Origin of the sequence: Pectobacterium brasiliense, from assembly GCF_013449685.1 — a bacterium.
Lineage (GTDB): Bacteria > Pseudomonadota > Gammaproteobacteria > Enterobacterales > Enterobacteriaceae > Pectobacterium > Pectobacterium brasiliense_A.
Genome location: NZ_JACDSF010000005.1, coordinates 58,060 through 71,227, shown reverse-complemented (window position 1 = coordinate 71,227; position 13,168 = coordinate 58,060). Strand labels below are relative to the sequence as shown.

Sequence of the window (13,168 nt, the reverse complement as noted above, 5' to 3'; positions counted from 1 at the left end):
GGAGTAACCAGCTCAATTCCAAACCAGTTTTACAGATCTATAAATATCCATGAATTAAGCAAACAGAATGATGTGGTTGCTTTTTAATCGCTGTTGACAGTGTCAACAGTGCCTATTTTTTAGCCACCCAACCATTCACCACCCAACATCACACCATTTTGTACCTGAATTCACAATGCGGTTGTTTTTTAATCGCTGTTGGCACTGCCAACAGCGCCTGTTTTTTAATCACCTCAACAATCATCCAGCCGCACACTTCCGTCGTATCTCAGCCAGTACACTCTGAACATGCGCTTTATCAGAAATTTTCGCAGCTGGCTTAGTCATAGCATCGCTTACCGCCGAAGGAGCTTGGGGCTGAACAGGTGGTTTTGACGTTCTTTGGGTAAAGAGCTTTCCCTCTCGGGCCCGCTTAAATACAGCCAGTAACCATCCAATAGGGTTATTGATCCCTCCGTCAGAAAGCGCCCTATTTATCGATTGCAGCACCTGCTCAGCTTGTTCGCTGGTCAGCACCTGAAGTTGTTCAATCGCCATGCTGCTATCATCTGGTGACAGTAATTTTTCGAACGCATCCGGCAGTACGTACGTATTTCTTTTTACACAGTGTGTATTACTACGTACGTAACGGTTCGGATTCCGAACTGAGTGACAACTCCTTGAAATACCACTGAGTTCGGATTCCGAACTCAGTGATTTATCTCCTTCTGGATGACTGAGTTCGGTATCCGAACTCAGTGATTTTGCGTCCGAACTTGGTGATTTTTGTCTTAGTTCGGATTCCGAACTGAGGTGACGAACACTCTGTCTGGCTACCATTTGTTGCGGTGTTTGTGCGGAACCAAGGCGACTCTCAATAAGTGCAATACGGCTATGACGATGCCGCATCGTTGTATCATTTTTGATTTCGTTCAGAACGTCCCACGCTGTCTGGCTGATAGTTTTATTTTTATTCCGGCAAGCTTCAGCAACCGCGTCCAGCCAACCGGGATCGAAAATCTCCGCATCACGGAATGAGAGCGGTTCATCATGCTGTGCATAAATATTTCCACGAACACGCCCTTTTTCATCGCGAACGCGTTTGCACAAACTTAGCCAACCGGTGATCCTCAGCATCAGCAGTACGCGGCTAATGGTTTCCCGAGACGCCCCACCCTTATGTGGAGAAGCAAGTTGAAGTTGTAGTTCATCATAGGTAGGGAAAATTGCTCCCTCATTTTGCTGGGCATACAAACGGATCATCATCCAGGCCATCTTATCCAAAGGAGATAGCCGAGTGTCTAATAGTAAACGTCTGGGGTATGCATCATGTACGTTCCCCATATAAAGCAGTCCGCTACGCAGCTGTCCCGCGTCATCAGCGGGTATTCGTTCAGCCAACCGGAGATTCATCTTCTCAACGGTGTAGGCTATCAGGCTGTCTGCTGGCAGATTCATATCGTTGTCCTTATCGCTGACTGTTTCTTATACGGCTGTTGGCTCATAATAAAAAACATCAATGCACTTGTTTCTGCATCCGAATAGTCAGATGCAGTATAAACACACTGATTAGCCATATTTTAATTGACTCATTTTTAATATTTTTATTTCGTCATATTCCACCTCATATTATTTCCGTATTTCGTTGTTATAACGTTCGTGATTCATTAACTCCCACGAATCACCATGATTTCGACTCAATATCCTCCAAAATGGACCGATATCAATTTTTAAATACCTGGAGTTTTTTTCCGTAAGACGAGTGTAATTTCGCGCTCCTTCTCGAAAGCGTCTAATTTGATTCTTAGCCTTGTGGCAATGTGATTTCGGCACGGTTGCCGGGGCATATAATCCCGGCATAATTTCGCATAAACGAGAACGCATTATTATCCTCACCGTGATACCGTTTTTCTTGATGATTCAGAAGAAATATTCATCCGATGCGTTTGACTCCATGACCGAACGGCGTGCCAAACAGCCGTCAACGACACATCCATCTGCTCTGCGGCTAACATCATGACATCCAACGCTTCGCCACTGTCGACATTCTCTACAGTAGCCAATTGCCAACGCTGCCATAACGCTGCACTTTCCTCTTCACTCAGAACAACGCCACGCCCGGGGCGAACATCAATGCCAGCAATACGCCGCCGGTTCGCCACTTCCAGACTGGATAGTCCAAACATGTGTTGCATGAGTTCAATGGAGCCGCCGAGTGATAACGCACGATCAATTCGCTGCGTACGCATTTGTTCACGCCGGGCATGTTGAACCAAGCGGTAAAAATTCTCGTGATGAATGTAGAACTGCAATACAGAAACAGAGCTATTGGAAATATAGTGAAGATCTTCAATCGTCAGACTTTGCAGTAACTGCATTTCCTCTTGCTTTAATCCGAGGGACTCACAGCGGCGTATGTAACCACTTTTTAAATCCATCACTAATTGAGTCAAAAGATTATTTGCTGACTGAGAGGCATTTGCTATTTGTTGTAAATTTTCACTCATAAAGTTGGCTCCATGTATAAAATATTATTTATTTCTTTTTACACTATCTAAATGTTTATCCGACAAATACAGATGAATACGCCGAAAATCATCTATTAGCGGCGTACATTCATTCGCTGTTTTTAAGAAAAAGTCACATTCATCATGCTGGCTGAGTATTTCACCGCGCCGATCTAATATTCTGACATCCTCTGTATATGCATCCTGTATCTGGCGCTCTTTCTCTTTTATGGCACTGGATAGTGCATTAAGCAGCACCTCATAATAGGTGCCGCTTTCTAAACGTAATTTCCCCATCCTTTACTGCTCAGCTTGTTCCATTGCGATCTGCCGCTGATGTTCACGTAAACGACGTAATACTCGAATCAGGCGTAACATTTTCACGGTATAAGTATCGTCAAGAACGGGTGAATCCCCTTTGTTTGCGGAGCCGATAACATTCAGACAAAAGTTGAACATGTTGAATGGTTCATCACTTTGCTGGCCAGTTAATCCATTGAGAAATAGAATGAATGGCGCGTTGGATCTTGATGCAATATAGCCGGCCTCAGAAGGCTCTTTCGCTTCCAAGATCTCGTTGGGATAGCCCATAGCCTCAGCCAGCTCAAATGCCAGTCGATAGGCGCAATCTTGTAAGTGTTCGATATCATCCTGGAACGCAGAAATCTGCCAGATATCAGAAACTGGCTCCAGACCTCCGTGAGCAAAAGACAGTACAGAAGCAGAAGATGCCAGCTGTTGAGCTGAATGCCCATCCGAAGGTAAAGAAAATGTCGTCTGACTCTCTGAACCTTCACTCTGACGATTTGCCAACCCAGAAAGATTGCCCTGGTTGTCGTTATCGCCATGGGAGAAGGCATTGTCATTACCCTGAAATTCACATTCCTCTGCATTCTCATCATCATGATGCTCGTCGTCTTCGTCAATATGCTGACGATGAGCGCCACTTGCATCGTTTAACGAGGGGGGAGAAAAATGCTGTCTATCGCCATTCTTTCCAACTTGTGAGGAAGGTGGGGATGCAGATTCCGAACCAGCCGAACCAGTATCATCCCCTTTGTCCTTATTTGTCTCTCCAGTTGGTGATTCATGGACGAACGCGGGTAAGGGATCGGTCTCGCCGAAAAGTTTGCGCTGATTACGAACTTTCGGATCTAATTCCATTACCCAGCGATCGTAGTTAAGAGACGGGTGCGGTAAAGCACTAACAAGATCACCAATAAACTCGTCCCGGAACATTTCCAGTGACCAGTCATCCGGAGAATCAAATTTTTTGCAGCATCCGCCAAAAACATCTTCAAAAGACAATTCAGCTGAAACGGTTAAAACATATTCGGACCAAATTTTTTCAGCGTCATGTCTTAATGATAATAAGTTCCTTATTTGGGGAGCTCCTAATCCAGACTCAAGCAAATTTGGCATATATGGATACAGGAAAGTTATCGTGCTCTCCATCCGACTAATACTCGAATAATCTATCGGTAACCCGGCCTCCGTCAGCAGCGTGGCCAACTCACGCAGCGATACCGATTTGCCAAGTTGTTCCTCGTAAATGTTGCGAGCTTTTTGGATACCGAAAGCTTTTTCTATAAAGGTCAATTCGCCACGGACTTCATTCTCAGCCAGATGGCCAATGACACACTGGAGACGGCCGGGCCACGGTTTGAAAATAACGGTATGCCGAAAGAAGCGTTCTTCCTGCGTCTCTGTCCACAGTTCGCTCAGGATTTCATGGCGTGTATTACCACCGTCACTGAAGACATAAAGATCAGGTACATTTGGATCGCGAGTTACCTTTAGTACGGTATCCAAACCTCGATGACGTATGGACTCTTTAATCTCATCGTATTTGGGATTACGTTTGGTTCTCGGGTTATCCGGATGAGGCCCCATCTGATCCAACGTCAGCACCATCGGCATTTCATTGACCGGCAACGCGGAAACCTGAGCGGTTGCAGGCTCCCGGCTGCCTTGTAGCATTGCGTTACCAAGCTGCAACGAGGCTATTTTTTTATTCATCAGTATTTCTCTCCATAGCCTAAATGCCATTCTCTAAAACGCGTATATTGCGCATCAAAGGCAAGTTTTACGGTGCCCACTGGCCCTTGGCGTTGTTTACCAATAATGATTTCAGCCAACCCTTTATCTGAGGTATTCGGGTCATAAGCCTCTTCACGATGGATGAACATAATCATGTCCGCATCCTGCTCCAGAGAACCACCATCCCTAAGATCGGATAAGGTCGGCCGCTTATCAGCCCGGGTTTGTGACGCACGATTTAGCTGAGATAACGCCAGCAAAGGAACATTAAAATGTTTGGCAATGGCTTTGAGAGAACGAGAAATTACCGATATTTCCTGAGTGCGGTTTTCAGAGCCTGGAGAACTCATTAGCTGTAAGTAATCAACCATGACTAAGCAGGGTTGACCGTATTTACGAATAAAACGGCGTAAACGAGAACGTAACAACGATGGGGTTAAATCACTGTTATCATCAATGACCAAACGATCGCCCCACGATTTCATTACACCCAATGCATCTGATATTCGCGCCCAATCCTCATCACTCAATTGGCCGCTGCGCATTGCCTGGACACTGACACCTGCAATAGAGGCAGCCATACGCATGAGTAACTGGTCTGCTGGCATCTCCAGACTAAATATGAATACGGGTTTACCAGATACACGCCCAAACGCATTTTCAGCGAAATTTAGCCCTAACGATGTTTTACCCATGGAAGGACGCGCAGCAAGAATAATCAGATCCGCTTCCTGAAGGCCGCACGTTTCTTTATCCAGTTCGATATATCCCGTAGGCGTGCCCGTTATTCCATCGGATACGGCATAGTTACGCTCTAGCCGATTGACAACCAGCGTCAATCCCTGCTGGAGTGGTATTTCAGTTTTGGTTTCACGCTGCTCCGATATGTCAAAAAGCGCTTGCTCAGCCTGTTCTGCAATATCAGACACTTTTATTCGTCCCTGTGCCGTGGACATGGCATCAGCGCTGATTTGTTTACCCAGTGTAACCAACTGACGAGCCTGGCTCCTGTCTCTGACAATTTCAGCATAAGCATTCGTATTCGCTGCACTGGGCGTGTTTTTGGCCAGCTCTGCGAGGTAAGCAAATCCGCCAATTGACTCAAACAGGTTATTAGGGGCTTTTTCGATGGATTCAGACAGCGTTATGAGATCGATGGGTTGTCCGCTCTCGACCAACCGTTGCATAGCCTTAAATATCTGCTGATGTGCCCGGTTATAAAAATCGCCGGCAACGACCCGTTCAACCACATCGTCCCAACTGTTATTCTCAAGCATTAATGCCCCGAGAACTGACTGCTCGGCTTCCAAAGAAAAAGGAAGATGTTGCGTCTGGGAGTTAGCCATGCGCAGCCTCCTTTCCGCCACAGCCAATCTGGCTAATGCTCATGAATGCTTTCACCAGACGCTCATGTGTTCTGGGAGAAACCAGCATTAACGGCCAATCATCCAAATAACTGGGACGTTTTGCATCCGGATTCCAGCCAGTTTCAAACAGCATCGTGTCACTAGATGACACTGTATTATCCAAGGAGAGAAGGGACAATTCTTCTTCGGGAAAAACGTTGTAAACAATGACTGACGACTCAGGAACACCCCACGTATTGGCCAGAAGTGAGCGTGCGCGTTCCCCCGCATGCTCAGTGTAAAATGTTTCAAAAAAAACGGTCTGCTCACCAACGTCTTTATAGCGCCAGTGGTTGCAAGAGCAGAATGCTCGATGGAGAGTCTTCATTGCGCTCCCTCCATCGCATAGCCACGAGCTGAAATTACATTAAAGCCATGTAATAACACTGTTTTTAATGAGGTTATGTAAACTTCTGAAAAGGGCGTCGAATCTACCGTTCCAAGGGATACACTCCATTTTACTGACAGATCATTTCCTGACCGCTTAGTTTGGCGACTTAGGTCAGAAGGAACTGGCAGCAAACCCAAAAACAGAGAACCTAACAACGGAGATCCGACATGGATTCTTTTGAAAAACGCTGTAAATTTTTTTACCGTCAGGCAGCTGAAAAGTATTCGGAATATCCCGGTGCAGAACTGATTCAGATGTCCTACCGCTTGTTGTGGCTGGGCGAATGGCTCCGTCTGACACATAACTGGCATCAGCAATTCAGCCCCAGTTCCCCGCGAGAAGCATTGGAATACGCACTGATTAAACAGCATCAGTGGACGCCGGAAATTATTCAAAACATGTCCGATAAAGATATGTCGCTGGCGCTGACCGACTATTGGACTGCTTTTGCAGCCGATCCTGAATGGAGCTCCAGGCAATGGGATATCGAGAAACAACTCGACCGATTGGATGATCCCTACACTGGAATGGATCTTTGGCCGAAAAGCACGCTGGCAGATGCCATTCCGGCATAACAGTGGCTGAAGGTTAGACATTAGCTACCTCCCCTGCACCAGTTTGGTTCCGTAGAACGGAATCGAACTGCTCTTTCCAGTGGGGGAAGAGTTCGCAAGCGAGACTATGCATAGTCACTGCAGCCGCAGCGCTTTTGCGATCGGTTACATATTCAAGACGGTGGACGGGTTGACCAAAAGCATGACCACGCTTATAGACTTCGAGCTGGTCAATTTTTGTTTCAAGAATTGAAATGTTTATACTTTCGGATTGAAGGTATTTCTTCTCAGAAACGATATTGCCCAACTCTTCCAGGGTCTTACGATCCAATGATGTGTTCTCAACACAGTTGGCCAAAATTTTGATATCAGGGATCTGAATTCCGTATGCCTGCAACGCAAGTAAGCGGGACATGAGACGCACAGTTCCACGCATGAATTCCCGAACATCAGGAAGTATGGGTTTAATCACGCCAACAACATTTTCTGTGGCAGCCAGAACAACGAGCTCAACCATCACGCCAGCAGCCCCTTTCGAGTCAATCATGATGACGTCGTAACTTTGGAAGCTTTGATGCTGAAGGATATTCTTGAGACGCATGCGTCCATCAGGGGCATGAAGCATTGCAGTGGGAAGACGATCATCAGGATCGTTGGAAATGATGAGATCGAGGTTGGGTATGGCTGTTCGAGAAATTATGCTCTCTGGCTGGTTTAAATCTGTTGTCTGCATTAACAGTTCAAACAATCCAAACGGAGCCTCATGCTCCAGCGCATAAATACTGCTGGCTGTAGGCTGCGAATAGTCGCCATCGATAAGCAAAACCTTCAACCCTGCATCAGCAAAAAAACCAGCAAGATTAGCAGCTTGAGTAGACTTACCTTCGCCGCCCTTTGTCGAAATTACGGGTAAAATTTTCATTTTGCACACTCTTTTGAATGTGCAGCTTATTTGCGGCTATCTCAGCACGAGGATTGAAAATCCTCGTGTCCTTGGTTCGATTCCGAGTCCGGGCACCAATCATTTAGAAACGGACGTCTACTGACGTCCGTTTTGCTTTGTAAAGTCAACAAGTTACCCCCTTCCGCTTGTCTACTACTGTCCGTTAAAATCTACTGGCAGCGCTCCCATTTTGTTGGTAAAAAAGTTGGTAAACTCAGTTCGATGAGATTTTTACCAACATTTGCACAAGGGGGCTTATCATGCGCTTAACTGATATTGCTGTAAAAAACGCCAAGCCTTCCAACAAGCAGATCAAGCTATCAGATGGTAGGGGGCTTTATCTGCTGGTGCATCCCAACGGTTCCAAATACTGGCAAGCGGCTTATCGCTTCGATGGTAAGCAAAAGGTCTTCTCAATTGGCACCTACCCTTCTGTATCGCTCTCAGAAGCTCGTACAAGCCTCTTAGAGATGAAATCTCTGTTAGCTAATGGAGTTGACCCGTTGCAGCAAAAAAAGGCTGTAAAAGCTGAGGAGCGCGGAGATTTTACGTTTGAGGCAGTGGCGCGGGACTGGCACAAAAAAATGTCTGTCAGTGAGCGCTGGATACCTCAGCATAGTGAACGGATTTTAAACAGCCTCATCAATCATCTTTTCCCTGCTATCGGCTCAAAAGATATTACCAAATTGACTACGCGCGATCTGTTGCTTCCGCTTCGTAAAATTGAGGGTAAAGGCCAGCACGAAACGGCTTCACGCCTGAAACAACGTATTACAGCTATCATGCGTTATGCTGTTCAAGAAGATATGATTAACAATAATCCCGCTAATGAACTTGGCGGCACGTTAATCACACCTAAAAGAACGCATTACCCAGCGCTTGAACTTGAGCAAATACCCGATCTACTTGCTCGTATTGATGCGTATAAAGGCCGTAGGCTCACTGTATTAGCTTTAAAACTCACTTTATTAGTTTTCATTCGGTCGAGTGAACTACGCTTTGCCAGATGGCCTGAAATAGATTTTAAAAATGCCTTATGGGTTATTCCGCCAGAAAGAGACGAGATCGAAAATGTCAGATTTTCTGAGAGAGGATCTAAAATGCGGATACCGCATTATGTGCCGTTAAGTCATCAGGCCATTGAAATATTAAAAGAGCTAAAAGATATTAGTTATGATATTAGCAATGGTGAGGGTCTGATATTTATCGGCTGTCATGATTATCGTAAACCTATGAGCGAAAATACAGTTAATAAAGCATTGCGTCTTATGGGCTATGACACACAAAAAGATATATGCGGCCACGGTTTCCGCACGATGGCTTGTAGTAGTCTGGTTGAATCAGGTATCTGGACTGAAGACGCCATAGAAAGGCAAATGAGCCACAAGGAACAAAATAATGTTCGTGCGGCTTATATTCACAAAGCCAAACATATTACCCAAAGACGGTTAATGCTGCAGTGGTGGTCCGATTATTTGGATATGAACAAAGAAAAGCATATTATGCCTTTTGACTTTGCAAAAAACTCTATGAATAGGATTTGATTTATGATTAATGAATCAGAGCTAAAAAAATTTATCGGAAAGGTCGACCAAGGTTTTGACGCAGATAAAACCCCTATACCTCACCGCATAGGGCGATGCTTATCAGAGGTTAGCAAAAAATACGATATTAGTTTACCTATTTTTTGCCCAATAGAAAAAAAGTCATTGAATGAGTCTCACAGAGTAACTTATATTGTTCAAGAGTGGTATAAAGAAAGATATGGAAACAGGCTGTACGCCAACTATGATATTGGTTTTTTATTGTTGCTCTTACGAGGTCAAATATTGACTTGTAGAGTTCCTAACTTTTTTGGTGAATGCAATTTTTTTATTGACCAAGATTTAAATGTCAAAAAAAACAGGAACGAAACAAACATTCTTGAAATGATAGATGGTATTACACAAGATTTTTCAAACTCTTTATCTGACAAAGAACAATCTTATATATTTTCATCCTTTCAAAAAGGATTAAATGCGGCAATTATTATCTCAGACTGGAGACTGAGTAATTTAGAAATGATAAGAGCCGCGACAAACGATCTGGAAGGAATAAAGAATAACTTCATTCTAAATCAACCCCATCTGGCAAATTCTAAATGGGCCTATAATCAATTTTTGGAAAAAATACTAAAATCATGGCTATTGAAGACTGGAGCAACACGACCAGAGCTTAAAGGAAAGGGCCACCAATTGAATCATTTAGTTAGTATGTTTAACAAAAATTATCAAAATAAAATAGATGAATACAAGATTCCCACAATAATTGGTGATGCTTCATTGAGATATGATGAAATAGAGATCACGAATGAGGACTTAATTAAAGTTCAGGATAGTGTCTTTGACATAATCTTACAGATTGGATCATCTCCAAAATCTTTAAAGCAATAAATCCAACTTAATATAAAATACGGGCTTTCATTAGCCCGCCTATTGATACTACATCTCTTTAATAAAGTATGTTTTTGAACACAATAAGTATCATGTTTTATTTTATTAAGGTAAAAATTAAAATATATACAATCAAAAAAATTTATATACTGAGTTCTTAACACACTCATCCATATCTAATTTTATCTCTTTTAATGTGTCTTTTTTTAATTTTGACTTTAATCTTTTTCTGAAGTTATCTTTTCCTACTGTTATATTATATGAGTTTTTCTTTATTTCATCATGAATGATTTTTTCTCTACTCTTAGGCACTATTATTGGTTTCTTTACCCCTAATCGCTCTCTCATTTCTTCGATCTTAGCTGCTCTACTATTGAAACTGCTACCGCTTTTGAGTCTAAATTGATTCGTGGCTGTTGTGGCTGTTTCTGCATGATCAAGTATCCTACTGATAGAACCGCTATCAGATTTATCACGCCAACTATTGAGGCCATTTTTATTATAAGTTTTGATTGGTTCTTTATTGTATTGTTTTTTAACTCTGTTGAGTATTTGTGCAGCTTTATGTGTTGCTCTTCCAATCTTTTTGTTTGTTGGTCTATTATATTTTTCGCTGAGTTTAAAGCTGTGGTTGTTGCTTCTAACGAGTTGTTTACCCTCGTAAGTGTCTGTTGTGTCTGATTTAATGCTGTGCTGACTGATTCGGATAATATCATCATTGATTCCGTCAACGGCTCTACTGTCATTGAAATCTGGTTCAGTAGGTGATCGTCCAATACTATTTTCGTCATCTGTTTTTCTTGCTGCGAATCTTCTAATGAGTTCATCATCTCTATTTTTGTCATATTTCACCTTGCCTTTAATAGTGTTCCAACTAAATTTTTTACCTAACTGAGATCCCTTGAATGCCACATCTCCCACACTGAAAGAACAACCCGCCACGTTGCCAGTGCTGGCAACATTGAACCTTGGTTCAATGCCTACGGCCTGCAGACGTTCTACGAACGTCTCAAGGTCTGGTTTTCCTGTCATAGCCGTCTGCAATGCGTTCTGTAGAACGATACGAGCTGGCTTTTCTCCTGTCCTCAATGCTTGCTCGATCTCTGCTTTGGTTGGTGCTGATACCTCTGATTTTTGACCTTTAAGCCCCTGTGTAATGGTTAAGCCGTGTTTCTTCTCTAAACGTTCACAAGCGGCTATTGTATTAAATGCTGAGTGCTGACCGTGCCAGACTGAACCGTCTAAACCAATACGGTTGGCTACTATATGAATATGGTCTTGATCTGTATCTTTATGACGCACACAAATATATTGATGTTTGTCTATATCGATATTCATTTCTTTCAAATAGTCTTTTGCTATCTCTTCCCATTGCTGATCTGTTAAATGTTCATTTTTTGGAAGAGATAAAAACGCATGAAAGACTGGTTTTTTTATATCTTGTCTAAAGCTGCTTACAGTCTTGAACTCATCAGTTAAATCACTAACATTATTTTTATCTGCTGACATATTGCTACAAATAAAACTGTGATCATCTTTTAATATGTAATCAACTCTATTTTTAAATGATTTACCTGATTTAGCTACGTATCCCTTCATAATTTAGATCCTTGTTTATTTCTAATATCCTTCTGCTAACTTGCTTTATATTAAACATAAGTTTATCAACTTCATTTTTATCAAAATACTCATTGCTATTTATTTTTTTAGTTGATTGATTTATATTATTACCAATAGCTGAAAGTTGTATATATGTTTTCTGGTTAACTTCTGGCATTTTTCTTTTAACAACGGGTTCAGAGTTTAAAATCTCTTTTCTAATGTAATGCCCCCTCTCAAGACCGGAGGCTTCAACTAATGATTTTAAATATTCAAACTCTGCTTTGTTTACTCTGAACTGTATAGATATATCTCTTCGTTCTTCGTGATTTAACCCTATACGTCCTCTTTTTCTGTCTGTATCCATATTTTATTATTCCCTTGTAGTAAACATATAATCTCTTATAGCTTTTATATAGTCTTCATCATTTTCATCAATCAAAGATTTTAGAAGATCATCAGCTTTATTTTCTTGTATATACCTATGGGACACAAAATAACATAATCTTTGTTCATCACTATTTATTTCACAAAAAGGTATATCTTTATCTTGTTCTATGTAATAAAAAAACCTTGCTAATAACTCAAACTTCATTTTTAAACTTATCTGTTCCTCTATGTCATCATCAATCATATTCTATTACTCCTCTTATATTTAATCAGTGCTTTTTTATCGATTATTTTTCTAACATCTGATATTGCTTGTTTTGCTTCGCTTGATGTGTTTGTCTTACCAATACAACTACGGATCATAAACGCACCTAAAAGAATACAAAGAAGCATCATTCCAATCGATACAATCATCATAATATTTTTTTCTCCCTGCTTAAAAATCTAAATAGTGTATTATAAGAACCTACCAATGAAATATCTTCAAACCACAATATAATATGTTCAGCTAAAGCAACTTTAGCTCTATTTGACAACTTATTGATTATCTCCACGACTTCGTTTAAATCTTTTATTTCGACTTCTCTATTTGCTTCATTTCTTGTTTCACCTAAAAAATAGATACTCGCCTCAAGATAATACCTTAAATAATCCAAGTCATAATGTTCATATTTAACGAATTCTTTTTTTGTGTCATCATCACCCAGTATGGCATTAGTTAAATATTGATAATGCTCAAATAAAATTTCCCCATCAATGTTATTTATAAAACCTAAATCATCATTCATTTTAAATACTCCTATAATATTAAACTGTATGGTTTACCGCATCCCCTTTGATAAGGGGAATAGGCGGAAGGGTAGATTTTTTTCAACCTTGCGAGTGAAACGAGACAAGGCAATCCGATCAGGGCGAGATCTAACTCAC

Annotated in this window: 16 protein-coding genes; 3 read left to right on the top strand and 13 right to left on the bottom strand. The window is 41.8% G+C overall.

The genetic code is table 11. The annotated features are described in order from the left end of the window. Nucleotides 1-240 precede the first annotated feature (240 nt). From H0248_RS02425 to H0248_RS02400, 7 genes are all read right to left on the bottom strand, one after another. On the bottom strand, nt 241-1,437 hold the full coding sequence (locus H0248_RS02425; protein ID WP_180784559.1) for an STY4528 family pathogenicity island replication protein: 1,197 nt from the start codon (nt 1,435-1,437) through the stop codon (nt 241-243). 171 nt (nt 1,438-1,608) lie between these two features. Then, the gene (locus H0248_RS22015) at nt 1,609-1,863 is read right to left on the bottom strand and encodes a ParE family toxin-like protein (protein ID WP_257981529.1); all 255 of its coding nucleotides are present in this window, start codon (nt 1,861-1,863) and stop codon (nt 1,609-1,611) included. Between the two features lie 8 nt (nt 1,864-1,871). Beyond that, nucleotides 1,872-2,486 carry a DUF2857 domain-containing protein gene (locus H0248_RS02420; protein ID WP_116164975.1) on the bottom strand — a complete coding sequence of 205 codons (615 nt, stop codon included), beginning with the start codon at nt 2,484-2,486 and terminating at the stop codon, nt 1,872-1,874. Between the two features lie 24 nt (nt 2,487-2,510). Beyond that, on the bottom strand, nt 2,511-2,783 hold the full coding sequence (locus tag H0248_RS02415; RefSeq protein ID WP_180784557.1) for a hypothetical protein: 273 nt from the start codon (nt 2,781-2,783) through the stop codon (nt 2,511-2,513). A 3-nt stretch (nt 2,784-2,786) separates the two neighbouring features. Continuing rightward, nucleotides 2,787-4,505, bottom strand: a complete 1,719-nt coding sequence (locus H0248_RS02410) for a ParB family protein (RefSeq protein WP_180784555.1) — start codon at nt 4,503-4,505, stop codon at nt 2,787-2,789. Continuing rightward, the gene (dnaB-PI, locus tag H0248_RS02405; protein WP_180784553.1) at nt 4,505-5,872 is read right to left on the bottom strand and encodes an SPI-7-type island replicative DNA helicase; all 1,368 of its coding nucleotides are present in this window, start codon (nt 5,870-5,872) and stop codon (nt 4,505-4,507) included. Before dnaB-PI ends, H0248_RS02410 begins: the two co-directional genes overlap by 1 nt. Beyond that, entirely contained in the window at nt 5,865-6,260 is a 396-nt protein-coding gene (locus H0248_RS02400) for a hypothetical protein (protein WP_180784551.1), read from the bottom strand. Before H0248_RS02400 ends, dnaB-PI begins: the two co-directional genes overlap by 8 nt. 230 nt (nt 6,261-6,490) lie before the next feature. Here H0248_RS02400 and H0248_RS02395 point away from each other — a divergent pair, with 230 nt between their 5' ends. Continuing rightward, on the top strand, nt 6,491-6,898 hold the full coding sequence (locus H0248_RS02395) for a hypothetical protein (protein WP_116164985.1): 408 nt from the start codon (nt 6,491-6,493) through the stop codon (nt 6,896-6,898). Nucleotides 6,899-6,911: 13 nt separating this feature from the next. Here H0248_RS02395 and H0248_RS02390 read toward each other — a convergent pair whose 3' ends face one another. After that, a complete protein-coding gene (locus tag H0248_RS02390; protein WP_116164987.1) occupies nt 6,912-7,799 on the bottom strand; it encodes a ParA family protein in 888 nt (295 codons plus the stop codon). A 281-nt stretch (nt 7,800-8,080) separates the two neighbouring features. Between H0248_RS02390 and H0248_RS02385 the strand changes: the two genes are divergently transcribed. Together H0248_RS02385 and H0248_RS02380 are read left to right on the top strand one after the other, a co-directional pair. Beyond that, entirely contained in the window at nt 8,081-9,364 is a 1,284-nt protein-coding gene (locus H0248_RS02385; protein ID WP_180784549.1) for a tyrosine-type recombinase/integrase, read from the top strand. Between the two features lie 3 nt (nt 9,365-9,367). After that, the gene (locus H0248_RS02380; protein ID WP_117029373.1) at nt 9,368-10,252 is read left to right on the top strand and encodes a hypothetical protein; all 885 of its coding nucleotides are present in this window, start codon (nt 9,368-9,370) and stop codon (nt 10,250-10,252) included. A gap of 132 nt (nt 10,253-10,384) precedes the next feature. Here H0248_RS02380 and H0248_RS02375 read toward each other — a convergent pair whose 3' ends face one another. From H0248_RS02375 to H0248_RS02355, 5 genes are read right to left on the bottom strand one after another with little or no spacing between them, the layout of a single operon-like run. Further along, a complete protein-coding gene (locus tag H0248_RS02375) occupies nt 10,385-11,851 on the bottom strand; it encodes a relaxase/mobilization nuclease domain-containing protein (RefSeq protein ID WP_180784542.1) in 1,467 nt (488 codons plus the stop codon). Further along, on the bottom strand, nt 11,832-12,218 hold the full coding sequence (locus H0248_RS02370) for a plasmid mobilization protein (protein WP_180784535.1): 387 nt from the start codon (nt 12,216-12,218) through the stop codon (nt 11,832-11,834). The genes H0248_RS02375 and H0248_RS02370 overlap by 20 nt, the downstream gene beginning before the upstream one ends. Before the next feature lie 6 nt (nt 12,219-12,224). Next, entirely contained in the window at nt 12,225-12,485 is a 261-nt protein-coding gene (locus tag H0248_RS02365; RefSeq protein WP_180784529.1) for a hypothetical protein, read from the bottom strand. After that, nucleotides 12,482-12,658, bottom strand: coding sequence for a hypothetical protein (locus H0248_RS02360; protein ID WP_180784487.1), 177 nt, complete (start codon nt 12,656-12,658; stop codon nt 12,482-12,484). The genes H0248_RS02365 and H0248_RS02360 overlap by 4 nt, the downstream gene beginning before the upstream one ends. After that, nucleotides 12,655-13,029 (bottom strand): hypothetical protein, encoded by a 375-nt coding sequence (locus tag H0248_RS02355; RefSeq protein ID WP_180784522.1) that lies wholly within the window; start codon nt 13,027-13,029, stop codon nt 12,655-12,657. Before H0248_RS02355 ends, H0248_RS02360 begins: the two co-directional genes overlap by 4 nt. Nucleotides 13,030-13,168 lie beyond the last annotated feature (139 nt).